Source organism: Nocardia sp. NPDC050175 (assembly GCF_044459885.1).
Lineage (GTDB): Bacteria > Actinomycetota > Actinomycetes > Mycobacteriales > Mycobacteriaceae > Nocardia.
The window spans coordinates 76,341-101,587 of record NZ_JBITJI010000018.1; the positions used below are offsets into that span (position 1 = coordinate 76,341).

General features: G+C 66.9%; 15 protein-coding genes. All 15 read right to left on the bottom strand.

What is annotated here, in order from left to right; translation table 11 throughout:
- Positions 1-59 precede the first annotated feature (59 nt).
- The 15 genes from pks13 to glf all read right to left on the bottom strand — a co-directional run bounded on the left by pks13 (position 60) and on the right by glf (position 25,075).
- Positions 60-5,525: a polyketide synthase Pks13 gene (pks13, locus tag ACIBK2_RS41060; RefSeq protein WP_396975823.1), complete on the bottom strand. Its 5,466-nt coding sequence runs from the start codon at positions 5,523-5,525 to the stop codon at positions 60-62.
- A 90-nt stretch (positions 5,526-5,615) separates the two neighbouring features.
- The gene (gene fadD32, locus ACIBK2_RS41065; protein WP_396975825.1) at positions 5,616-7,529 is read right to left on the bottom strand and encodes a long-chain-fatty-acid--AMP ligase FadD32; all 1,914 of its coding nucleotides are present in this window, start codon (positions 7,527-7,529) and stop codon (positions 5,616-5,618) included.
- A gap of 191 nt (positions 7,530-7,720) precedes the next feature.
- A complete protein-coding gene (locus tag ACIBK2_RS41070) occupies positions 7,721-8,740 on the bottom strand; it encodes an LLM class F420-dependent oxidoreductase (RefSeq protein WP_396975827.1) in 1,020 nt (339 codons plus the stop codon).
- A gap of 191 nt (positions 8,741-8,931) precedes the next feature.
- Positions 8,932-9,918: a cutinase family protein gene (locus ACIBK2_RS41075; RefSeq protein ID WP_396975829.1), complete on the bottom strand. Its 987-nt coding sequence runs from the start codon at positions 9,916-9,918 to the stop codon at positions 8,932-8,934.
- Between the two features lie 75 nt (positions 9,919-9,993).
- Positions 9,994-10,533 (bottom strand): DUF732 domain-containing protein, encoded by a 540-nt coding sequence (locus ACIBK2_RS41080; RefSeq protein ID WP_396975831.1) that lies wholly within the window; start codon positions 10,531-10,533, stop codon positions 9,994-9,996.
- Positions 10,534-10,798: 265 nt separating this feature from the next.
- Positions 10,799-12,598, bottom strand: coding sequence for an alpha/beta hydrolase-fold protein (locus ACIBK2_RS41085; RefSeq protein ID WP_396975992.1), 1,800 nt, complete (start codon positions 12,596-12,598; stop codon positions 10,799-10,801).
- 352 nt (positions 12,599-12,950) lie between these two features.
- The gene (locus ACIBK2_RS41090) at positions 12,951-13,985 is read right to left on the bottom strand and encodes an alpha/beta hydrolase (RefSeq protein ID WP_396975833.1); all 1,035 of its coding nucleotides are present in this window, start codon (positions 13,983-13,985) and stop codon (positions 12,951-12,953) included.
- 327 nt (positions 13,986-14,312) lie between these two features.
- Positions 14,313-15,332: an alpha/beta hydrolase gene (locus ACIBK2_RS41095; protein ID WP_396975835.1), complete on the bottom strand. Its 1,020-nt coding sequence runs from the start codon at positions 15,330-15,332 to the stop codon at positions 14,313-14,315.
- A gap of 337 nt (positions 15,333-15,669) precedes the next feature.
- Positions 15,670-16,731 (bottom strand): alpha/beta hydrolase, encoded by a 1,062-nt coding sequence (locus ACIBK2_RS41100; RefSeq protein WP_379283004.1) that lies wholly within the window; start codon positions 16,729-16,731, stop codon positions 15,670-15,672.
- A 300-nt stretch (positions 16,732-17,031) separates the two neighbouring features.
- Positions 17,032-18,093 (bottom strand): alpha/beta hydrolase, encoded by a 1,062-nt coding sequence (locus tag ACIBK2_RS41105; RefSeq protein WP_396975838.1) that lies wholly within the window; start codon positions 18,091-18,093, stop codon positions 17,032-17,034.
- 262 nt (positions 18,094-18,355) lie between these two features.
- A complete protein-coding gene (gene zomB, locus ACIBK2_RS41110; RefSeq protein ID WP_396975840.1) occupies positions 18,356-20,320 on the bottom strand; it encodes a flagellar motor control protein ZomB in 1,965 nt (654 codons plus the stop codon).
- Between the two features lie 4 nt (positions 20,321-20,324).
- Entirely contained in the window at positions 20,325-21,251 is a 927-nt protein-coding gene (locus ACIBK2_RS41115; protein WP_396975842.1) for a decaprenyl-phosphate phosphoribosyltransferase, read from the bottom strand.
- Between the two features lies 1 nt (position 21,252).
- Positions 21,253-21,765 carry a phosphatase PAP2 family protein gene (locus tag ACIBK2_RS41120; protein ID WP_396975994.1) on the bottom strand — a complete coding sequence of 171 codons (513 nt, stop codon included), beginning with the start codon at positions 21,763-21,765 and terminating at the stop codon, positions 21,253-21,255.
- A 101-nt stretch (positions 21,766-21,866) separates the two neighbouring features.
- On the bottom strand, positions 21,867-23,849 hold the full coding sequence (locus ACIBK2_RS41125) for a glycosyltransferase (protein WP_396975844.1): 1,983 nt from the start codon (positions 23,847-23,849) through the stop codon (positions 21,867-21,869).
- Positions 23,846-25,075 (bottom strand): UDP-galactopyranose mutase, encoded by a 1,230-nt coding sequence (gene glf, locus ACIBK2_RS41130; RefSeq protein WP_396975846.1) that lies wholly within the window; start codon positions 25,073-25,075, stop codon positions 23,846-23,848. Before glf ends, ACIBK2_RS41125 begins: the two co-directional genes overlap by 4 nt.
- Positions 25,076-25,247: the final 172 nt, after the last annotated feature.

The following is a 25,247-nucleotide window of genomic DNA, read 5'->3' on the forward strand; positions in this document are numbered from 1 at the left end:
GCAAGTCAGCGAGCTTCTCGGCAGTCGTGCTCACGTGGCCCCTTTCGTCAGATGCACCCCTAAGGGGCAATCACCGCAAGCTTCGCGGCGAGGTCGGCTCCGATCTTTCCGATCCGCGGTTCGTCGACGATCTGCAGGTGGTCACCCGGGATGTGGACAACCTCGAGGTTTGGAATGTATTCGTCCCAACCACCATTGGGGCGCCGATCGGCGAAACGCGGCTCCAGCTCGATCATGCCGTCCTGGTAGCGATCCGCGAGATAGAGCACGGCAGCACCGTCGTAACGGGTCGGCGTGGTCTTGGCCAGGTGCCGGCTCTCGATCCACGAGGTGCGCTGATGTTCGAGCACGCCGCCGGGAATCTTGGTGCCGCTCATCTTGACCAGATCGCTGATCATCTTGAACTGATCTTCATCGGAAGCCGCAGCCAGTGTTTCCAACTGCTCGCGATCCAACTCGCCCTCGACGCCATAGGTCTTCTTGGCGAACACCTGGTAGCGCTCGATGCGGCGCACCCGCTCCTCAGGGCTGTTGTCCTCGTCCGCGACCGGCAGCGCCAGGTCGATCAGACCGACAACGCGCACATCGGCGCCCTCGGCGCGTAGCAGCTGCGCGACCTGCAACGCGAACACCGCGCCGAGCGACCAGCCGTACAGCACGTACGGGCCGTCACCCTGCATCTTGCGCAGCTCGGTCAGATACTGCTGCGAGCGCTCCAGGATGTCGCCTTCGACGCGTTCGAAGCCGTACATGGGCGTGCCAGCCGGCAGCCGCTTCAGCAACGGCTCGTAGACCAGCGTGTTGCCGCCCGAGGGGTGGAACACGAAGACCGGTACCGCATTCGAGCCCGCTTCGCGCGCCCGCAGTGGCCGGATGAAGCCGTCCACGTCGGCGCCGCTGTCCTGCAGCTTGCGCACGACATCGGCGAGCTGCTCGATGGTCTCGCAGTCGAGCACATCGTCGACGGTGATCTCGGCCTTGACCCGCTCGGTGAGTCGGTCCGCCAGCTTCTCGGCGACCTCTTCTTCGAGGATCGGCAGGGTGTTGAAGATGCCGCCTGCCGACTTGCCGGTGACGATCGCCCAAGTAGCGAACGTCAGTCGCTCGGCGGCGTCACGCGGCGGGACATCGTCCTCGTCGGCCGAGGACGGCGCACCGAAGACCGACTCCGTCGTAGTCGCCTGCGCGATAACCGCTTCCGCGGCACCCACGGCAGTGGTGTCCACGTTGTCGAGCGACTGCTCGATGGCCGCTTCCTTCGCTTCCGCCGCAGCGGCCTGCTCGGTCGAGACCGGGGCGGGTGTCGCGGTACCGGCGGCGGCACCGGTGATGCCCGCTGCCGTTTCGGCCTCCGCGACGATCTCCGCGGCTTCGGCCGCCACCGACGTGCTCTCGACGTCGAGCGAAACACCTTCGGCCGCAGTCGCTTCCGCAACCGCGGCGGCCGGATCAGCACCGGCCTCCACCGCAGCGCGTGCCGCGGCGATGAAATCGGCGTCGACGACGATCTCCTCGCCCGCTGCCTGCCGCGCGGCCACCGCCTGCATCTCGTCGCGGTGTTCGACGGCGTAGCGCAGCACCTTGCCGACCTCGTTGAGGTTGGCGTCGCGCACGGCCTGGATCTGCAGCTGCGGGATGTCGAATTCGTATTCGACGCGGTTCTTGATGCGCATGGCCATCAGCGAGTCGAGGCCGAGCTCCATCAGCGGGATCTCCATCGGGAGGTCCTCGACCGCGTAGCCCATGGACTCGGCGACGATCAGCGCGAGGCGATCGTCGAGCGACTGGTTGCCGGTGGGGTCCCACCGGTCACCGAAGGTCTCCACGACCTCGAGGTCGGCGCCACCGGCCGGTTCGATCGCCGGGCTGGTGGCCGGAACGATCTCGGCCGCAACGGATTCGGGCAGCGGCGCACCGGAGGTGACCACCGCGTCGAACAGCAGCCGGAAGGTCGCGCCCTCCTTGGCGTGCACCTGCACCGACGCGCCGCCCGGATGCGGGGTGAGCGTGGTGGTCAGGGTGCCGACGGCGGGAACGGCGGCGTGCGCGATCGTCGCGCCGAGCGTCACCTCGCTGAGTACCTGTGCCGCAGCGGCATTCACGAGCGCGGCGAGATCGCCTGCCGACTCGGCCTGCACCTCCCACGCGTGCCTGCCGTCCGGCAGTGCCACATGTGCGCCGGGCGCCCCGGTGTTGCCGGTCGCGGCCAGCGAGACCTTCGGCCAGAACTCCTTGCGCACGAACTTGGTTCGCGGAATGTCGGCGTAGTCGCCCGGGGTCAGCAACGACGACAGGTCGACCTTGTGCCCGTGCACGTACAGCTGGGCCAGCGCGCCGATCACGCCGGCCGCCTCGTCTTCCTTGCGCTTCAGCGTCGGGATGAGCTGCGCGTCGTGCAGGCCCGCCGCGAAGGTGGTGCCCAGCACCTGCATCAGCGCAACGGAATTCGGCGCGAGCTCCAGGAAGGTGGTGTGCCCGGCGTCCACCGCGAGCTTCACCGCGTTGGTGAAGTACACGCTGCCGCGCAGGTTCTTGACCCAGTAGTCCTCGGTATGAATCGGATCGTTGCCAGGACGGTAGAACTCGCCCTTGTGCACCGTCGAGTAGAGGCCGGTCTTCAGCTTGGTCGGCTCGATGCCGGCCAGCTCCGCGGCCAGCTCGCCGAGCAGCGGATCCATCTGCGAGGTGTGGCCCGCGCCGCGGGTCTGCAGGATCCGCGCGAACTTGCCCTCCGCTTCGACCCGCGCCACGATCGCCTCGACCTGGGCCTGCGGGCCGCCGATCACCGTGTTGGTCGGCGCCGCGTACACACCGACCTCGACGTCCGGGTAGTCGGTGAGCAGCGCTTCGATGTCCTCGGCGCTCTTCTCGACGAGTGCCATGTTGCGCACGTCGTCGTCGGTGATCATCTGCTCGCCCTCGTACATCAGCCGCGAGCGCGCGCAGATCACCCGCACCGCGTCCTCGAGCGGCAGGCCACCGGCGATGTAGGCCTCGGCGACCTCACCCATCGAGTGGCCGACCACCGCGTCGGGCTGCGCGCCGTGCGCCCGCAGCACCGCGGCCAGGCCGATCTGGATGGTGAAGATGCCGACCTGCGAGGTGCCGACGTTGTAGTCCTGGCTGTCGTCGAGGAACAGCTCGCGGATCGAGTACCCGGCCTCGTCCTCGACCAGCACGTCGACCTCGTCGACGGCCTTGGCGAAGATCGAATTCTCCAGGTAGAGCCGCTTGGCCATCTTGCGGTGCTGCGCGCCGAAACCGGAGAGCACCCAGACCGGGCCCATGACGGCGGGCGCGTCGGCGGTGAACACACCGGCGCCCGGCTTGCTCGCCGCGATGGCGCGCAGACCGGTGACGGCCTCCTCGTGCGTGCTGGCGAGCACCACGCCGCGCGAACGCCAGTGGCTGCGCTTGGCCAGCGAGCGTGCCACGTCCTCGAGCGAAACATCGCGGCCCGCTTCGGATTCCAGCCAGTCGGCCAGTTCCGCGGCGGCCCGGCGGCGACGCGAGGGCAGGTAGCCGGAGACCGGCAGGATCACCGGCAGTGGTTCGGTGCGCTCTGCGGTCCATTCCGCAACGGGGGCAACGGTTTCCGCGACAGGGGCGGCGACCTCCAGTGCGGGAGCGACGGTTTCGGTGACGTCCTCGTCCGCTTCCGCGACAACCGCGTCCGCTTCCGCGATCACGTCGGTGGTCTCGTCATCGAGATCGGCATCGAGAGCCGCGGCAGCGGAGTCTGCCTCGGCGTCAATTGCCACCGGCTCAACGCCCGCGATCTCGGCCGAGGCCGGAACGTATTCCTGCACAACGACATGCGCGTTGGTGCCGCCGAAGCCGAAGCCGGAGATGCCGACGGTGGCGGTGCCGCTGTAGCGCGGGAATTCAGTCGGCTCGACGACGACCTTCAGGTGCGACTGATCCCACGGGATGTACGGGTTGGGGCCCGCGTAGTTGATGTTCGGCGGAATGATGTTGTGCTGCAAGCCCATCAGCACCTTGGCCAGGCTCGCCACGCCAGCGCCGGACTCCAGGTGGCCGAAGTTCGTCTTCGCCGAACCGAGCAGCGCGGGCTTGTCCTCGTCGCGACCGCGGCCGACCACCTTGGCCAGTGCGTCGGCCTCGATCGGATCGCCCAGCGGGGTGCCGGTGCCGTGCGCCTCGATGTAGTCGACGGTGGACGGCACGATGCCCGCGTCCCGGTACGCCCGGCGCAGCACGTCGGCCTGAGCCTCGGGGTTCGGCGCGAGCAGACCGTTGGAGCGGCCGTCATTGTTGACCGCGGAACCCTTGATCACAGCCATGATTCGATCGCCGTCACGTTCAGCGTCGGCGAGGCGCTTGAGCACGAACACCCCCGCGCCCTCCGAGCGGACCATGCCGTCGGCATCGGCGGAAAACGCCTTGATCCGGCCGTTCTTGGCGACACCGCCGCCCATGTCGAAGCCGAGGGTGGCCATCGGCGCCAGGATCATGTTCACGCCACCGGCCAGTGCCACATCGGCGTCGCCCTCACGCAGCGCGCGCACCGCCTGGTGCACCGCGACGATGGTCGACGAGCACGCGGTGTCGACCGTGACCGAGGGGCCACGGAAGTCGAAGAAATAGGAGATCCGGTTCGCGATGATGCCGTTCGAACTGCCCATGATTCCGTACGCCTGCGCGGACGCGGGTACGTTCGGGCCCTGCTCCGTACCGAGCCCGAGCGCGGAGATCAACATGAAATCGCTGGTGGACGAGCCGACGAACATGCCGACCGGCTGGCCCTTGAGCTCGCTCGCCGGAATTCGGGCGTGCTCCAACGCTTCCCAGGTCAGCTCCATCATCAGGCGCTGCTGCGGATCGACCCGCTCGACCTCCAGGGGCGACATCGCGAAGAACTCCGCGTCGAAGCCCTTGACCACGTCCTGGTCGAGGTAGCCGCCGAGCGTGTTGCCCTCGGCGATCGCCTTGGCCGCCGCGGGGTTGCTGGCGAACTCTTCCCAGCGGCCCTCGGGCAGTTCACGGATCGCGTCGCCACGGCCGATGAGGAATTCCCAGGTCGATTCCGGGGTGTCGCCCGCGCCGGGCAACCGCGTGGACAGGCCGACGATGGCGATGTCGTGTGCCTCACCCGGCTTGTAGCCCTCGGTGTAAAAGGCGTCGCCGGACGCGTCCTCGACGGGCTCCGGCTCACCGTTGATGACCATTTCGGCCAGCGAGGCGATCGTCGGATGCTGGAAGTAGGCGGTCGCGGTGAGCACGACGCCGGTCAGCTCCTCGATGTCACCGACCAGCGCGATGGCGTCGCGCGAGGCGAGTCCGAACTCCTCCATCGGCCGGTCGACGGTGATCTGCTCGACCGGTTGATTGATCGCCTCGGCGACCCAGTTGCGCAGCCAATCCCGCAGTTCGGAGACCGTCATGTCGGTCTGTGCGCCGCCGGGGGTAGAGGCGGCGGCCACCTGCGCGGAAGCCTGGTCGGCCTCCGCGCCGGCGGGCAGGGATTCGGTCGTCGTGGTGGACGTGCCCTCGTTGTCAGCCATCAATTCCTCAAGCTACCTGTCTGCGAACCGGGCGTGCCGCGCTTGGGACATTGGACGACATGTCGGCTGTCCGAGGCCACCCCTGGGCAATTACTCTTCCGGTGCATCGGGGAACGCCTGCTGGGTGTAACCACCCCGTAGCGTTCCCTCGAGGTAGGCGGCCTTGCAGGCCCGCCGGGCGATCTTGCCGCTGGAGGTACGCGGGATTGAACCCGCGGGCACCAGCAGTACGTCTCGAACGGTGACACCGTGGCGTGCCGCCACCGCGGCCCGCACCTCGTCGGCGATGGGTAGTGGATCCGCCTTGCCCGCGCCCGGGCCGCGCTCGGCCACGATCACGAGCTGCTCGGAGGCGTCGTCGGCATCGAACTTCAGGCCGGAATGGCTGCCCTGATCGAAGACGAGCGCGGGCAGCTGGTTCGCGGGCACCGAGAACGCGGCGATGAAGCCGGGGCGAAGGGCCTTCGAGGCCTCCTGTGCGGAGAACTCGAGATCCTGCGGGTAGTGGTTGCGGCCGTCGACGATCACCAGGTCCTTCACCCGCCCGGTGATGTACAGCTCGCCGTCCAGGTACACGCCGTAGTCGCCGGTGCGCATCCAGTTGGCGTCGCGCTCGGTGCCTTCGGCGTGGCTGCCCTCGGCCAACCGGTGCGGCACCTTGTTCTGGAAGGTCGCCGACGTTTCGTCCGGCCTGCCCCAGTACCCGATGCCCATGTTGTTGCCGTGCAGCCAGATCTCGCCGACCCGGCCGTCGGGCTGCTCGTGCCCGCCGTCGACCTCGACGGTCTCCGGATCGACGATCACGGCCCACTGCGACAGCGCGACGTAACCGCAGGAGACCTGCGCGATGGCGTTCTCCGTGCCCGGCTCGACCTTGACCATCCGGCCCGCGTTGAGCTCGATGCGGTCGACGTAGGTGACCTTGGCTTCGTCCTCGGCCTTGGTCGCCGATACGAACAGCGTCGCCTCGGCCATGCCGTAGCACGGCTTGATCGCCGTCTTGGGCAGGCCGTAGGGCGCGAACGCCTCGTTGAACTTCTTCATCGAGGAGGTGGTGACCGGCTCGCTGCCGTTGATCAGGCCGATCACGTTCGACAGATCCAGCGCCTCGCCGTTCTTCGGCAGGCCACGCGCCGCGGCGTGCTCGAACGCGAAATTCGGTGCGGCGGCGAAGGTTCCGGCGCCGTCGGACTGCGCGGCGAGCTCCTTGATCCAGCGGTACGGGCGGCGCACGAACGCGCTCGGCGACATGATGGTGATGTACTTGCCGCCGACCGCGGGCAGGATCACCGTCAGCAGGCCCATGTCGTGGAACAGCGGCAGCCAGGTGACGCCGCGCGAGTTCCAGTCCAGGTTGATCGCGTCGACCATCTGCAGCAGGTTGGTGCCGACCGCGCGGTGCGTGATCTCCACCCCGGCCGGGGTACGGGTCGAGCCCGAGGTGTACTGCAGGTAGGCGATGTCGTCGATGGCGATATCGGGACGCACCCAGCCCTCGCCGACGCTGTCCGGGATCGCGTCCACCGCGATGATGCGCGGGCGCTGCGCGGCGGGCAGCGACCGGAAGAACTGACGCACTCCGGCCGCCGACGAACTGGCGGTCAGGATGGCGGCGGGTTCGCAGTCGGCGAGCACAGCGTGCAGGCGATCGGTGTGACCGGGCTCGTCCGGGTCGAACAGCGGCACCGAGATGGTGCCCGCGTAGATCGCGGCGAAGAAGGAGATCACATAATCCAGGCCCTGCGGCGCGAGGATCGCGACCCGGTCGCCCGGGTTGGTCACCTGCTGCAGTCGAGCGGCCACCGCGCGCAGCCGAATGCCGAACTCACGCCACGTCAGTTCCTGCGCCTCGCCATCACGCTCACGCGAGTAATCGATGTAGCGGTACGCCAGGGTGTTCGCGTCGTTCCGGGTGTGCTTCTCGACGTGATCGACCAGGGTGTGATCCTCGGGAATTCGGATGTTCCCGGTCTCGTCCAGGTAGTCGTCGAAAGTCTCTTCCATTCCTTCTTCTCCTCCGAGGCACACGCAGCAAGACGGCGACAACGCCGTAGTTACCTGTGAGGCCCCGACTCGCTTTCGCCCGCGGGTGGCTCCAAGTGCCCGAGTCAGCCTGCAGTTATTGGGCGGTCTGCGCGGTGACCGCTATCGGCTAGATGTACTCAAACCAGAGTCATGTTACAGAGAAGCCCGGCTCACTCGTCTCGCAGCAGGGGAATAACGGGGGCGAATGCGTCCATCTGGGTGGGAAACACCCCGACATACGACATCGAGGTGAGTTGGCGCACACGACGGATCTGCTCGGCGATTTCCTCGAAGCTGCCGATCGCCACATAGGGCGAGTTGAGGATGTCCTCGACCGAAAGCTTCACGTCCACTTCGAGATCCGGGTGCAGACCACGCTCGATCGCGGAAAGCGCCATCTCAGCGGTCTTCTCGCGATCGTCGGTGATGACGATGGCGGTGATCGCCCAGTTGAGCTCGATATCGGCGAACCGGTCGCCCGCGGCTTCGCGGATCAGGTTCACCTTCTCGATCGTCTTCTCGAGCGTGATACCCGACAAGAGGCCTTTACCGTTCTTGGTGGTCACCGGCACGATCGAGATGATGTCGGCGTGCTTGGCGGCCAGCCGCAGCATCTTCGGGCCACCGCCGCCGGTGCAGATCGGCGGGCGCGGACCCTGCCGCGGTCGCGGCGTGCCCTTGATCCCGCGCACCTGGTAGTACTTGCCCTCGAAGTTGCACTCCTGGCCGCGCAGCAGCACGTCCAGGATGGTCAGCGTCTCGTCGAGCTTCTCCAGCCGGATGCCCGGCGTCTCGTAGGGCAGGCCCGCGGCGAGGAACTCGTCCTGCTTCCAGCCCGCGCCGACGCCGACCTCGAGGCGGCCCTTGGACAGCACGTCGATGGTGGCCAGGTCCTTGGCCAGCACCACGGGATGCCGGAAACCGTTGGCCAGCACCGAGGTTCCGAGGCGGATCTTCTCGGTCGCCTGGGTCAGCGCGCCGAGCGCGGCGATCGGGCCGATCTGATCACCGAGGTGATCCGGCACGAAGAAGGTGTCGAACCCGTACTCCTCGGCCTGCTGCGCCGTCTGGACGAACTTGCGGGCGCCACCCTCTTGCTTGTTTCCCTCGCCCGCTGCCCCGAAGCGGAAGCTGCGCAGCGGCGTACCGAGCGCGGTCAACTCACCGGCTGGTGCGGCGGCTTCTGTCATGAACTCATGCTCCTGGCTGTAAGGAAATTCGGGCGCGACGGTGCAGGGCGGACCCACCCCGAACACGAAGTCGGTGTTGCCTGCGTCGCGATCACCAGCGGCACTTTACAGCGTCCTGCCCAACAGGAGTCGCGCTTGCCGGAGCAGTTCTAGGTGTACTGCGTGCCGACCGGAACATTGGCTGTGACATTTCACGAATGCGCCGGATGCGGCGCCGATTCGACGAGGCCGTTCGCCCAGTTGACGGTCCACTGGGTGGAGGTCGCCCCGCTGTCCTCGACGACGAAACCGTTGTACAGCGAGTGCACCGGATTGCCCGCCGCCCGCACCAGCGCGCCGACACTGCCCATGATGTTGAACGGGCTCAACGCCTGTCGCGGTGCGTCGCAGATCAGATCGCCCTGCGCGCAGATGGTGAAGGTGCGCTCGGCCAGTTCGCCGAAGCCGCCCGGCCGCGGTCCGGTCATCGTGATGCCGGGAACGTTGAGGCCCTTGAGCGCGACCTCCGCGCCGACTCCGGCAGGCACCGCGCCGACCTGGACGGCCTGGCCGGGACCGGTGTCACCGGTACGCCTGCCATCGGAAATCAGCGTCACGCCGAGCACCTTGTTCGCCGGCACCGGACCCTTGCCCTGGCCGATGTCCGAAGCCACGTCGCCTGCGATCACCGCGCCCTGGGAGAACCCGGCGATCACATAGGTGGTCAGCGGACAGTCCCGGTAGCGCGCGGCCATCGCGTCGACCATCCGCTGGGTGCCCTCGGTCCGGCTGTCGTTGTAGGACGCCTGGCCGTCCGGCGGGAGCGCGATCGGATTGGAGAACTGCGCGACGTACGGGACGGTGTACACGTCCAGCCGCTCCTTCGGGAACTGCTGGCCGACCGGGTTGGAGATGTTGAGCATCAGCGACACGGGATTCGCGGACGGATTGTGCGGATCGTCGTTGCTGTTGGACTCCCAGGTGCCCGGCACCGAGATCATCTGCACGTCCGGACAATCCGCCGACTGCGAGGTCGGCTCCTTCGGCGGCTTCGGTCCCGGCTTCGGCTGCCGCAGCACACCGGCGAGCAGGTACCACAGCAACAGCACCACGATGATGATCAGGACGGGAATCCCGATCAGCAGGAGACACCCCGCCGGCCTGGACCGACGGGACGACGAACCGCTCCGGGCGTTCACAACTGCGCCTCGCTGACGCTCGGCTCCGTTGTGACCGCGAGGCGGCTCTGTTCTCGGTTCACTCGCTGCGCTCGCTCACGGCTTGCAGTACGTCTGCTTAGCGGCGCTGATGTAAACCTGCCCGGCCTTCTCCACCGGCATCTTGGCCGGGTCGAAGGACGGATCGGAACCGGCCATCGCGGTCACGAAGGTCATCAGATCCTGATCGGAGGCGCCGGACGCGGTGCCCTGGCAGACGTAATTCGCCACACTCAGCGCGATATCAGGGGTGGACGGAGTGACACCCTGCTGCTTGAGCGCGTCGAGGTACTTCTTGTCCTTGTCGGTGAGCTTCGACGTGTCCGCGGGCGGCGGGGTATCGATCGGCTGCGGCCGCTCGGGCGCCACCGTCTCGGCCGGCGGCTGCTCCGGAGCCGGGGCCGGCGCGGGCGCCGGGGCCTGCTGGCCGGGATCGACGCTGGTGCTGGACGCGGCAGGCGGCTGCGTCGCCGCCGTGGTACGGGTCAGCGTCGGCGTGCTCGACGCGGTCGAGTCATTGCCGCCACAGGCGGCGAGCAGGCCGGTCGCGGCGATCGCCACAACAACGCCGAATACCTTGCCACGGGTCCTCTGCATGAATTCTGTCCTCGATCTGTTCGCAAACGGGGGAGGTCGCCCCCCAACATAGCTGGAGTTGTTGGCCGCGCGGGCGCGGCGTGTTCGCGGCCCCCTTGGTCTCGCGTCCGAGCTGTCGAGACTCGCGCCTGCGGCGCATGCGCTTCGACAGCTCGGACGGGGGACGGGCCGCGAACGGGGTCGCTCGTAAGACTCGCTCCGTGGTGCGTGAGTTGAGTGGGCAAGTCTCGGTTGGTGTTAACCAGTAGTAGGCGCGGCCAAACTATTACAGGCCGTGTACTTCTGGTTTTCCGTCTTTGATGACTATGAAGCCGGTTTGGAAGTTTTGCTGGGTGCCGCCGGGGACGGGGAACTCGTCGCTGATCGGGTAGCCGAGCTTGCCGTTCTCGTAGCCGAGGACCTGCCAGGCGTCCATGATCGGGCCGTTTTTCACGGCCCAGGTGCCCGATAGTGGGCTCCAGTAGATGTTGCCGCCCTCGAAACGGCTGTAGCGGCCTAGGTCCTTGGTCGGCTGCTCTTCGGTGGCGGGGAAACCGAGCCAGCTGTTCTCGTAACCCATTTGGGCGTACTTGCCGAGGATCATGCCCTGGACGCGGTGCACGCCGGTCTTGGCGCTGTAGTAGAACGGGCCGTTCTCGAAGGACTGCACGGCGCCGTCGCGGTTGGGCGTCTTCACCTCGGGTGCGACGGGGTAGCCGGCCGGGCCGCCCTCGTAGCCCTGCCTGCCCCACTCGTCGAGGATCGCGCCGCGCACCACCTGGGCGCCGGTCTGCGGGGTCCAATAGAGCGAGCCGTTCTGGAAGGTCTGCATGCGGCCCTTGCCATCCGGCAGCCCGCGTTCGTCACCGGTCGGCAACCCGAGCGGTCCGGCGGCGCCCTGCGCGGCTTGGTAGCCGCCGCCGATCATGCCGCCGACCGGGTGCGCGCCGCTGGCCGGTGTGAAGTAGACGCGGCCGGAACGGAAGTCCTGTGCCACACCGCCTGCCACCGGGTACTCGGCGGACAGGCAGTCGCCGAGCCAGTTGTTCGCCGCGGCCACCGTGGCGATCTGGCCGCCGACGGTACAGCCGGTCTTGCCGGGATCGATGCCGAGCGCGGTCGCGGCCTGGGTCCAGGACTGGCGCATCTCGAAGTCCCAGTAGGGCCACGAATGTGTGCCGGACGGGCGGTAATTCACCTGCGCGGGGATCGCCAGCCTGCCTAGCTTGGTGACGAAGTTCTGCGAGGTGAGCCGGGACAGGATCTCCAGGCCCATGCCCGCGTAGTTGGTGCTGACGCCGGGGATGCCGGAGGCCTGATCGAACGGGCCGGTGGCGCCGCTGCCGCTGGAGACGTAGAGGGAGACGCCCTTCAGCTTCTCCGCCTGCGTGTACGGGTCGTGCGCGGCCCATTCCGGGCTGGTCGGCGGGCCCCACATGGCGCCGACGTCGTAGCCGCCCGCGTCGCGCATGGCGAACTGGATGGCCTGCGGCATGCCGATCGTGGTGGTGGTGAGGAAGCCGGAGTAGGACGCGGCGTACTTGGCGAAGCCGGGATTGCGCGCGGCCAGGAACATGGCCGCCGTGCCGCCCATCGAAAGGCCTTCCATGCCACGGACATCGGTGGCCCGCCAGTCGGCTTCGAGCAGCGGCGGCAGCTCCTTGGTCAGGAAGGTTTCCCACTTGTAGGTCTTGCCGTTGTTCGGCTGGATCCAGTCGGAGTAGAAGCTGGACTGGCCGCCGACCGGCAGCACCACGGTGACGTTCTTGTCGGCGAAGAAGTCGACGGCGCCCGCGTCCTTGGTCCAGCCGCTCTCGTCGTCTTCGGCGCGCAGGCCGTCGAGCAGGTACAGCACCGGGAAACGCACGTCGGGGCGCGTGTTCCAGTCCTTGGCCAGCAGCAGTTGCACCTGGATCGGCGTGGCCATCGACGGCGAGTTGATCCACAGCGCGACCCTGCGGTCGGTCAGCCAGATCACCTTCTGCACGGTCGCCGGGGCGACCGCCTCCGGGGCGGGACCGGGAGCCGGAGCCGGGGCGGGCTGCGCGTATGCCGGTGCGATGCCGGCCGCCAACGGGATCACCATCGCGGTCGCGAGCAGCACTAACCGCCCGCGAGCCGGACGAGCGCCACGACGCTCGCGTCTCCCCCATCTGCCGCGCCGAATCCCTGCCACAAGAGCTTTCTACCCCGGTGCGCGCCGCGTTCCGGGGAGGACACGCACGATAAGAAAACCGCCATCTTCGTTTTGCGGGCCCGCACAACGCATCCGGCGCCACCGCTTCCGTGCTGGAAGCTGCGGCGCCGGAGCGGTCTTACCGGGACAAATGATTTGTGAATACATAGATACCTCCCCCGGTACCCGTTGAAACCACCTGCCCCGAAACGCAACTCAGGCCGTACCCCGCGGGGTACGGCCTGAGTGGGTCGAGCGACGCTTACCGGGAGCCGGTGGCGTCCAGGATGCCGTTGCGGGACTTGAAGAGCTCGCCCTCCCAGTACTTCCAGGAGTGGGTGCCCTGGGCCGGGAAGTCGAACGTGGCCGGGATGCCGAGCGAGGACAGGCGAGCCTGGAACGCGCGGGTGTTGACCAGCGAGAGCGCCTCGAGCGCCATCGCGTTGCCGGTGTTGAACACGCCGACCGCCGAGTTCGGGCTGTCGTACTGACCCGGCAGGCCGCTGGCCGCCGAGATGTACATCGGCAGGCCCTTGAGCTGCGGCGCGAACACGAACGGGTCCATCCGCAGCCACGCGGGGCTCCACGGGGCAGCCATCGAGTCGACGTTGTAGCGGCCCGCATCCAGCATCGCGACGCGGATCGCCTCACGCATGCCCGGCGCGGAGATGTTCAGGTAGCCCGAGTAGGAGGCGGCGTACTTGAACTGGTCGCGGTGGTACGCGGCCAGCGCGAGTGCGGCACTGCCACCCATGGAGAGGCCGGCGACCGCGTTGTTGGTGCGGGAAACGCCGTAGCCCTCCAGGAAGGCCGGGAGCTCCTTGGTCAGGAAGGTCTCCCACTTGTAGGTGGTCTTCTGACCGTTGGTGTTGCTGGTCGTGTACCAGTCCGTGTAGAAGCTGGACTGACCGCCGACCGGCATGACCAGGGTGATGTTGTCGCCGCCGAACTGCTGCAGTGCGTTCGTCTCGAACGACCACGCGTTGCGGTCATCACGGGCCCGGAGTCCGTCGAGCAGGTACAGCGCCGCGTTGCCGCCGCGCGATGCCCACTGCACCTGGACCTTGATCGGGCCCATGCTGGACGGGACCATCAGATCTTCGAATCCACCTGCCGGGGTGCGCAATACCGGTGCGTGCACCGGCGCCGCAGTGGCGATCGGGGCCGCCACACCAACGGCGATCGGTAGCGCCAATGCAGCGGCACCGACAGCCAGAATTCGATTACGCCAACCACGAGGTGCGCCTCGCCGTCCCGATTTCGTTCTCATCGGCGCGGCCGCCCTGCCGAAACGCATGAATCCTGCTCTCTTTCTGCTTTTCTGCCTGTTGTGGTGCCGTCCGCGACCCGCGAGGGGCGCAACCGCACCAGTGCTGCCAACGAGACGCACACCGCCACACCGGACCCCGACATTCCGGCGCAGGCGACTGCGAAACAACGATCTGGTCACACTTGCGCTCGCTGGACGATATTCGACACCCGTGGCCTTAGCAAGGCCGAGGCAACCAGGTGGCCGAAATCCGCCCGTACGCAATCTGTGATGGTGCGGTGACCCTATCGCGTTCCCCTGGTGATTGTCGTGCCGGAACACCAAAATTTCACCCTGATGGCCGGAAGTGTCAGCTCAGCTCAAATTGCTGCTGAGGTCGGGCAGCATCTGGAACACCTGGTCCTGCCAGTAGTTCCAGCTGTGCACGCCCACGGGGGTGTAGACGAACACCGAGTTGCTGGGTCCGAGACTGTTAATCCGAGCTTCAAAGGCACGGGTGTTAGCGAGTGCGATCGTTTCCAGCGCCATCGCGTTGCCGAGGTGATAGACGTCGATCGGCGCGTTGATCACGTCGCGCGGTCCGTTCAGGCCGTTGCCGGACGCGATCCACAGGCGAGTTCCGTTGGCACGCAACAGCGGCGCGAACATGAACGGATCGTTGCGTAACCAGCGCGGATCCCATGGCGGACCCCACATCGCGTCGATGTTGAAGCCGCCCGCGTCGAGCATGGCCAGCCGCAGCCCCTCCTTCATGGCGGGCGCGGAGATGTTCAGGTAGCCGGAATACGAACCGGCATAACGGAACTGGTCGGGATGGTAAGCGGCCAGCGCGAGCGCGGCACTGCCGCCCATGGACAGGCCGAACACGCCGTTGCCGCGCGGATTGAAGCCGAGTCGGTCGCGCAACGCCCAGCGCAGCTTGTCCGTGAGAAAGGTCTCCCAGGCATACGGCTGCTGTTGGCCGTTGGTATTGCTCGGCGCAATCCAGTCCGAATAGAAGCTGGACTGGCCACCGACCGGCATCACCACATTGATGTTCCACTGCGGCAGCACGCGGGAGATGTCGGTCTCGACCTCCCAGCCGCTCAGATCGTTGCGGGCGCGCAGGCCGTCCAGCGCGTAGACCACCCGCCGGGTATTGCCGTCGGCGGCGCGGAAGATCCTGGACTTGATCGGGCCCATGCTGGAGTCGACCCAGAAGTCGAAGCCGCGCGGGTCGAAACCGGCCTGTGCGGTCGCGCCGAATCCGCCGAGGGCGGCACCGAACGGCAGCGCGAGCGCGACGGCCAGACCCGCGACCGAACGCCGAAACCAGCGGCGATCCGCCGGCCCACGCGCACTGGCAACCGTCCCGCGTACTCCGCCTGATCGCATCGATTCGACCTTTCGCCCGTGCGCTCGCCGTTGACCGCATGTAGATCGACACTCGGCATCGATGGCTTCCCGCGCGAAGTCCTCGGGCCTATCCCTCTTCTATAGGCAGTTATTCGAACGGTGCCCGTCGGAAAACGCACTGCGCTGCCGGATCGTGACGAAAACCAAAGATTTGCCGACCTAACGGGTTTTCCGCAATGACCGGCGGTGACAAGATCGCAATTCGTTTGCCAGCGATCTACCAGCCAATCATGCCGCGTTATATCTGCGGGCGGGGCAGAAACAACAGACCGCCCGGCACTTGATAGCGCCGGGCGGTCTGTCTACTACGAATTCGTCAGCCGATATTGGCGGACATGTCCGGAATCATCCGGTACGCCTCGTCGGTCCAGTTGTTCCACGCGTGAATGCCGTAGGCCGGGTAGGAGTAGACCGTGTTGCCGCCGCCCAGCGTCGCCATCCGCACGTTGAACGCGCGGGTGTTCGCCAATGCCAGCGCCTCCAGGCCCATCCCGTTGAGGGTGTTGAAGCTCGGGCCGTCGTTCGCCGTGGGCAGGCCGCTGGCCGCCGCGATCCACAGGCGGGTGCCGTTGCGGACGAGGTTGGGCGCGAAGACGAACGGATCCATCCGCAGCCACTGCGGACCCCACGGCGGTGCCATCGAGTCGACGTTGTAGCCGCCCGCGTCCAGCATCGCGATGCGGATCGCCTCCCGCATGCCCGGCGCGGAGATGTTCAGGTAACCGGAGTACGAGCCGGCGAAGCTGAACTGGTCCGGGTGGTACGCGGCCAGGGTGAGCGCCGCGCTACCGCCCATGGACAGGCCGAACACGCCATTGCGGGTCGTGTTGAAGCCGAGCCGGTCGTGCAGCGCGTTGCGCAGGTCGCGGGTCAGGAAGGTCTCCCACTGATACCGGTAGCTCTTGCCGGGCCCCGCGGCCAAGATGTTCAGCGCACCGGAACCGGAGGACGAGCCGGTGCCCGCCGGGATGCCCGCCAGTTCGCTCGGCGCGTTCCAGTCGGCGTAGAAGCTGGACATGCCGCCGACCGGCATGACGACGTTGATGTTCGCGTCGGCCAGCACGGCGGGAACGTTGGTCTCGATCTCCCAGCCGTTCAGCGTCTCCGGCGCCCGCATGCCGTCGAGCACGTAGGCGACCCGGTTGGTGTTGCCGTCCCTGGCGCGCAGCACGCGGGTCTTGATCGGCCCCATGCCGGAGTCGACCCAGAAGTCGAACGCCCCGGGGTCCATGCCCGCCGATGCGATGGCACCGCTTCCCGCTGCCGCGACGCCGAAGGGCAGCAACAGTGCCACGGCGACCCCGAGTGCGGATCGCTTCACCCACGAACCAGTCGCTCCGGACGTACCGGACCTACCTTTCCAGCGGGCAATTCGCATCTAACTCGACCTTTCGTTCGGGCGGCCGGGGGGCAAACGGCTGGCGATCTCTACCGGCCCCCGCTGCGGACACTGAGTGCCGCCGTCCACCGAAAACGGACGAATCGACCTCCGTGCATGTTCTTCATGTATCAATCGGCATCGGAAGCTTATATGTTGCTGGAAAGTGACTCATGCCACAACTCGCCTACCGCTACCCCTTCACATTCGTTACCAAACGCCGGTTGGACGCCTGGCAAACGAAAAGACCGCCCGATGCACTCGGCACCGGGCGGTCTGTCGAACAGACTTACCCGTAAATCACCCGATATTGGCGGACATGTCCGGAATCATCCGGTAGACCTCATCGGCCCAGTAGGTCCAGTTGTGCACACCGACGGCCGGGAAGTCGTAGGTGGCGTTGCCCGCGCCCAGCGTGGCCATCCGGACCTGGAACGCGCGGGTGTTGGCCAGTGCGAGCGCCTCGAGTCCCATCGCGTTGACGGTGTTGAAGCTGAGCCCGTCGGCACCGCTGGGCAGACCGCTGCCCGCCGAGACCCACAGCCTGGTGTTGTTGGCCTTGAGCCGCGGCGCGAAGACGAACGGATCCATCCGCAACCACTGCGGACCCCACGGCGGCGCCATCGCGTCGATATTGAAGCCGCCCGCGTCGAGCATGGCCACCCGCAGCGCCTCGCGCATACCCGGCGCCGAGATGTTCAAGTAGCCGGAATACGAACCGGCATAACGGAACTGGTCCGGGTGGTAGGCCGCCAGGGTGAGCGCCGCGCTGCCGCCCATGGACAGCCCGAACACCGCATTGCCGTTCGGATTGAAGCCGAGCCGATCACGCAGCGCGTTGCGCAGGTTCTGGGTGAGGAAGGTTTCCCACTTGTAGGTATTCGTCTTACCCATGCCCGCGGAGCCCGAGAGCAGTCCGGAGCCGGAGTTGGCGGAGCCGGTAGAGGAGGAACCTGCGCTGCCGAGACCGAAGAAGTTACTCGGCCCGGTCCAGTCGGCGTAGAAGCTGGACGGACCGCCCACCGGCATGACGACGTTCATGTTCCATTTGGTCAGCTCGCGCACGACCTCGGTGTCGACTTCCCAGCCACTGAGGTCCGGCCGGGCCCGCATGCCGTCCAGCGCGTAGACCACGCGACTGGTGTTGCCGTCGGCGGCGCGGAAGACCCGGTTCTTGATCGGGCCCATCTCCGAGTCGACCCAGAAATCGAAGCCGTCCGGGTTGAATGCCGCGGACGCCGGTCCGGCCGGGCCTGCCACCGACACCCCGAGCGGCAGCAGAATCGCCATGGACACCAGCGCCGAACGCTTCAGCCACGATCCGGCTCTTCGAGTATTCAGACGCCCGAACACGCCTCGCATCAGTTTCGACCTCTCGTTCATGCAACAGCATCGGCCGTTGTCTCACGATGACCCGCCGATGCCCACAACTAGTTGACGTCATGACGGGCGTACTTTCGCAGCCTAGCGCGTCATCGTGACAGTGGCGTTATCGAACCGAGACAGAGGGGGGTACTCGAATTTTGTGAAACCTGCCCAAAGCGAACACCGGGCACCCTGTGAAGGGAACCCGGTGTGCGTGTTGATCATTGGAATTCGGCTCAGCCGATCTGCGTAACTCGACTCAGCGCGGTGCAGGTGCGGGCTTGGGGAACGGGTCGACCAAACCGCACCGTTCGATCTCGTATTTGGGCACCCGATCGATCCGGTACTTGGCGAAGGTCAGTGCGTGCTTCAGGTTGTGCCGGAAGCGCTCGAAGGTGAGCGGGTCGCGGTAGGAGATCTCCAGCGCCTCGGTGGCCGGGCAGGACATCGCGGTGCGCGCCTGGGCCACCCACTTCTCGTCCAGGTACCAGGGCATCCACGGCTTCTTGTCCACCATGCCGGTGTCCACCACGACCCAGTCCGGATACAGCGCCTTGTCGTGCCCGATCCGGCCGTCGGTGAGTCGCTCGGTGTGCGCGGCGAGCGGATAGGCCAGGCCCATCTGATCGATGACGCGCACGTTCAGCGGGACGTTCATGCTGGTCATGCCGAGGTTGAGGAAGTAGACGGTGTGCCCGGCGCCGCCTGCCGGAATCGGCTGCGGCGGTGGGGCGATGTACCAGAACATGAACGACGGCGAGTTCAGCAGCAGGCCGCCGTTCGGGGTCTCGGTGATGTTGTCGACCATCGGCCGGATGCGCGGGTAGTCCAGGTAGTCCTCGGCCAGGATCGGATGATCGTGGCCCGTGTTGAGGACGTAGTAGACGCGCTCGTCGACGATGCCGGTCGAGGTGATCTTGGTGCCGGACTTGATCGCGGTCGTGTTGGCCGCGAACAGCGCCCAGCCCGCGGTGCCGAGCAAGGCGAACAGCACCACCGCGAAGGACCAGTCGGCGGCCGTGGCGGCGCGGAACCCGCCGACCGGCAGCCGGATCGGCACCACGGCGACCGGCAGCAGCAACAGGAACAGCTGCGCCAGCAGCATGCGGCCGTGCATGAAGTCGCCGCCGACGCGCAGCGCGTAGACGGTGAGGATGAATCCGCTGAGCAGCACCAGGGTGACCACCGCGGCGGGCGAGCGCAGCCACTCACGAATCCGGCGCGCGTTCCACCGGGACTGCTCCTCCGGTGCGGCATGCCGCCCGGCCGGGTCCGCGAGCTCAGCGGACTTGCTCCGCGCCGCAACGACTCCCGCGACGAGCAGCACCAGCAGCGGCACCCACAGGTAGTACGGGCCGACGAGATCCCAGAGGTAGATGAAACCCTGATGCCACTTGGCGCCGCCCGCGTCCTTGGCGACCGCGGTGTTCGGATAGGGCAGGCCGTAGTAGCCCATCCGCCAGATCTGGTAGCCCATCGGCACCAGGCCCGCGGCGACAATGATCAAGCCGCGCAACACGATCGGGCGCAGCCGGGACTCCGGCATCGGCGCGATGACGATCATCAGCAGCGCGAGCCCGCCGACCAGCGTCATCTCCGGACGGATCAGCGGAGCCAGGCCCGCGAGAAACACCAGACCGAACAGACCGGGCAACTTGACCCGCTCCGCCTGGCTCCAGCGGATCAGCTGCCACCACAGCAGGCCGAGCCAGCAGATCACCAGGCAGCTCTCCAGCCCCGAGGTGACATAGTCGCGGGCCGGCGGGATGGCGATGTAGACCAGCATTCCGGCGGGCAGCAGCAGCACCGACTTCGGGCCGCCCCACAGCCTGCTCGCGCCGAGCATGGCGAACACGATCGCGACCATCGACAGCGTGAACGCGATGCCGAGCACCACGTACTCGAGTCGTGCCTGGGTCAGCCAGCTGAAGAACCAGACGATGTAGGTCCACGCGGTGCTGGTGTTGGTCTCGACGCGCTCGCCCTCGTTGAAGACGGGCCCGTTGCCTGCCAGCAGGTTGCGCACCGTGCGCAGCACGATCAGGCCGTCGTCGGCGATCCAGCGGCGCTGCCAGCCGCCGACGGCGAAAAGGACCACGGTGAGCGCGATCCCACCGACGAACGTGGCACGGGATAGCAAGGCGTACCGCGACGCCGAGCGGGCCGGCTGCACAGCCGGCCCCTCGTTCGCGTATTCGTCTTGCTCCACTCCCGCTACCAACATCTCGTCAGGTGAGATAGACAGCGACACCTACCGCTCCGATCCAGGCGATTGCGAGGAACTGAAGGACTCGGTCCCCCAGTGCGATCTCTTCGGGTTCACCGGCCTCGCCGCCATCGACGTCGACCGCGTAACGCAGGATTGCGATGGTAAACGGAATCATCGAGATTGCGAACCAATTGGTGTCTTTTAGGTTGTCCTGCTGGAACGCCCACAGACCGTAGAACACCACGACGGCGGTGGCCGCGAGGGTCCAGATGAACCGCAGGTAGGTCGGCGTGTAGTACTCCAGCGACTTGCGGATCTTGGCGCCCGTGCTCACCGCGATCTGCAGTTCGGCGTAGCGCTTGCCCGCGGCCATGAACAGCGAACCGAACGCCATGATCAGCAGGAACCACTGCGAGAGAACGATGTTCGCGGCCGCGCCACCGGCTACGGCGCGCAGCAGGAAGCCCGAGGACACGATGCAGATGTCCAGCACCGCCTGGTGCTTGAGACCGAAGCAGTAGGCCAGCTGGATGCCGATGTAGATCGCCATCACCACGGCCAGGTGCCAGGACGCGAGGAACGAGCCTGCGATCGAGGCGACCAGCAGCACGATCGACAACATGTAGGCCAGGTTCACCGGGACGACGCCCGCGGCGATCGGCCGGAACCGCTTGGTCGGGTGCGCCCGGTCGGCCTCGACGTCGAGCGCGTCGTTGACCAGGTAGATGCCGGAGGCCGCCAGACAGAACACCACGAACGCGATGCCGACGTGCGCGAGCACGTCGATCTCGTTGGCCGTGCCCGCGGCCAGCGGGGCCGCCAGCACCAGGACGTTCTTGACCCACTGCCGCGGCCGGACGGCCTTGATCAGCCCGCCTGCCAACGTCTTCGGCGGGCCCTTGACTACCGCTTCAGCTAGGTCGGCACCAGTCGGCTCTTCACTCATGTCAACCAAGGCTCTTTCTGTGGCGGTCATCGAGTCTCTTTTCGGCGGCAAGCACAACGGCGGCGGACGCGGCACCGAGCGCCGAACCAGCGAGCACATCGGAGGGATAGTGCACCCCGAGGACGACCCGGGAAAGCAACATCGGTGGGACGAGCACCGCAGGCAAGGGTAGCCCGGTCAATCTGCCGAGCAACACCGCCGCCGCGGTCGTCGAGGTGGCGTGCGAGGACGGGAAGCTCAGCTTGCTCGGCGTCGATACGTTGACCTGCACCGACGGATCGTTCGGGCGGGGTCTCCGGACCACCCGCTTGATCACGATCGAAGCGGCGTGCGCGCCGACCGCGCCGACCGCGACTCCGGCCCACTGTCTGCGCCGCGGCTTGTCGACGAGCCAGCCCGCCGCGGCGATGCCGACCCAGCCGAGCGCGTGCTCGCCGAAGTGCGACATGCCGCGGGCCGCCTTGATCACCTCCGGGGTGGCGATCCTGGCCTGCACCGCGTTGATGATCTTCACCTCGGGCGGCGTAGGTTCGGTCGAGGGCACGGCGGATACCGGTCCACCGTGGCCGTTCGTACTCTGCAGCGGCTTATTCACCGCGGTGTTGTCCGCGAGACTCACTGCTGATCACCCTTCGTGTCGGCACCGATGCCGAAGGCATTTTCCCAGGCCGCGGTGCTGGTCAGCTGCGGGTGGGCGGCGCGGTAGCGCTGCTGCATCTCTGGGAAGCGCGCGGCCAGTTCCTTGCGCAGGCGCAGGGCTTCCTTGAAGAGGCCGAGGGCCTGGCGCGGGTCGCGCTTGCGGTAGACGACGCCGCGTCCGTCGGCGGTGGTGACGGTAACCCCGTCGACCTGCGACAGCAGGAACCACCGGGCGTCCAGCGTCGGGACGTTCAGCTGCGGGGTCTCGTGATGCTGAGTGTGCGCCGGGCGGAAATTGTGCACGACGCCCTTGGCCAGCCGGACCACCTTGGCGATCGGGTTGGCCGGTTCCGCGACCGCGCCGACCTCGAGGTGACTGGCCAGCGGCAGTTCGGTGGACGACGGCAGGATCACCGCGTCGGGGTACTGCTTGCGCAGCGCGTGCACCGCGCCGAGCGCGCTCGGCAGCAGTTGGAACAGCCGCTCCGGGCCCGCGAGGAAGTCCTTGATCGCCAAGTTCTGGATGGCGACCGTCGAATACTCCAGGCACAGCAGGTGTTTCAGCGTCGCCTTGACCGTGTTGACGACCATGCCGCGTCCGTTGCCCGGCATGTGCAGCGAGGCGACGACCAACCGGTTGCGCAGGTGGAAGTACGCCTGCCAGTCGATGGCATCGTCCTTGTCGCTCCACGCCATGTGCCACACCGCGGCACCGGGCAGGGTGACCGTGGAATATCCGTGATCCCTTGCGCGCAGCCCGTATTCGACGTCGTCCCACTTCAGGAACAGCGGCAGCGGCTGACCGATCTCCTCGGCGACCCGGCGCGGGATCACGCAGGTCCACCAGCCGTTGAAGTCGACGTCGATGCGCCGGTGCAGCAGCTTGGAGTTGTCCCGGTCCTTGAGCGGATACTTCGAGAAGTCGTGGTCGTACTCGACGTTCGGCGCGGAGGTCCACATGAAGATGCCGCGGTCGACGACCTCGCCCATGCTGTGCAGGTGCGAGCGTTCCTGCAGGTTGAGCATCTGCCCGCCGACCAGCATCGGCGACTTGGCGAACCGGGCGAAGGCCAGCGCGCGCAGGATCGAGTCCGGCTCGATCTCGATGTCGTCGTCCATGTAGACGATGTACTCGGCGGCGGTGGTCTTCAGCGCCTCGTACATCACCCGGCTGTAGCCGCCGGAGCCGCCGAGGTTGGGTTGGTTGTGGATGGCGAGCCGGTCGCCGAACGGCGCGGCGGCCTCGGTGAAGCCGGGCTCGTCGACCACCTTGCGGTTGCCCTGATCCGCGACGATCACCGCGGCGATCTTCTCCAGCACCAACGGGTCCGAGCCAAGCGCGGCAAGGGTTTTCACCAGATCGGTGGGCCGGTTGAAGGTCGGCATGCCCACCGCGATGCTGCCTCCACCCACCCCGTCGGCTCCGCCGCCTGCCGTCCCCTTGCCCTCGTCGGGCGCCTCCACCGGCGCGTACCAGCCGCCGGACAGCAGCGTGACCGCCGTATCGGTGGTGATGTCGAACCAGATCCAGCCGCCGTCCTCGAACGGGCCGAGATCGGCCTCGAACTCGACGTGCACCGACTCGGTGCCGGGCGCGACCGCGAATTCCTTGCCCTGCACGTGGATTCGCGAACCGTCCGCCTTCGAGCGGTAGACGTCCACCCGGCCGTGACCGGCCAGTTCCAGGCGAAGCACCACCGATCCCAGGATGCTCCAGCGCCGCCAGTAACTTGCGGGCAGCGCGTTGAAGTAGGTGCAGAACGACACCTCGGACTCCGCGCCGATGGACAGCGAGGTGCGGGTGGCCGCGTGCGCGCGCTTGGCGTTGGTCTTGGATTCCTCGACGTAGAGGGTGCGCACGTCGAGCGGCTCACCCGGCCGGGGCAGGATGATCCGCTGGAGCAGCGACTTCGCGCGGGTCTCGGTGGTCATGTCTTCCAAAATGGACTGGGAGGTCATTCTGCACTTTCGTCAGCGAGCGGCGCACCGGTCTCCAAGTGCGGGCGCAGCACATTGTCGAACATGCTGAGCGCACTGCCGATGGCCATGTGCATATCCAGGTACTGGTAGGTGCCGAGGCGGCCACCGAAAAGGACCTTGTCCGTTGCGGTTTCCTTCTTGGCGAGCGCGCGGTACGCGGCCAGCTTGGCGCGATCCTCCGGCGTGTTGATCGGGTAGTACGGCTCGTCGCCGGTCTGCGCGAAGCGAGAGAACTCGCGCATGATGACCGTTTTGTCGTTCGGGTAGTCGCGCTCCGGGTGGAAGTGGCGCGGCTCGATGATGCGGGTGAAGGGCACGTCCGCGTCGTTGTAGTTCATCACCGAGGTGCCCTGGTAGTCACCGGTCTCCAGCACCTCGGTCTCGAAATCGATGGTGCGCCAGCCGAGTTCGCCCTCTTGGTAGTCGAAGTAGCGATCCAGCGGGCCGGTATAGACGACCGGGGCGTCCGGGTTGGCGGCGCGCAGTTCGTCGCGCACGTCGAACCAGTCGGTGTTCACCCTGACCTCGATGAGCTCCGAGGCGGCCATGTTCTCCAGCCACTTCGTGTAGCCCTCCTTCGGAAGGCCCTCGTAGGTGTCGTTGAAGTAGCGGTTGTCGAAGGTGTAGCGCACCGGCAGGCGGGTGATGTTGCCCGCGGGCAGTTCCTTCGGGTCGGTCTGCCACTGCTTGGCGGTGTAGTCGCGGATGAACGCCTCGTACAGCGGGCGGCCGATCAGCGAGATCGCCTTCTCCTCGAGGTTCTGCGCGTCCTTGGTATCGATCTCCGCGGACTGCTCGGCGATGAGCGTGCGCGCCTCGTCCGGCGTGAAATAGCGGCCGAAGAACTGGGAGATCAGGCCGAGGCCCATCGGGAACTGGTAGGCCTGCCCCTTGTGCTTCGCGAAGACGCGGTGCTGGTACCCGGTGAACTCGGTGAACTTGGTGACGTAATCCCAGACCCGCTTGTTCGAGGTGTGGAACAGGTGCGCGCCGTACTTGTGGATCTCGATCCCGGTATCCGGGTCCGGCTCCGAATAGGCGTTGCCGCCGAGGTGGTAGCGACGATCGATCACCAGCACGCGTTTGCCGAGCTCGGTAGCGGCGCGTTCGGCGACGGTCAGCCCGAAGAATCCGGAGCCGACGACGATCAGATCGAACTGTGAGGTGGAGTTGGCGGAGTTACCCGGGGACGATGCGACGGTCACGGGAGCCCAGAGTATCGGAAGTCCGCGCGAGGTCTGGGTGGAGTCGCGCGGGGCACATCCCAGCACCCGCTCCACGCACCTTTTCGTGTCCGAGCCATCCCGATTTCGCCCGAAGTTTGCCGCTAGTGGACTTGACGGCAATCGAGACTCGATTGACTACATAGTTCTCGGT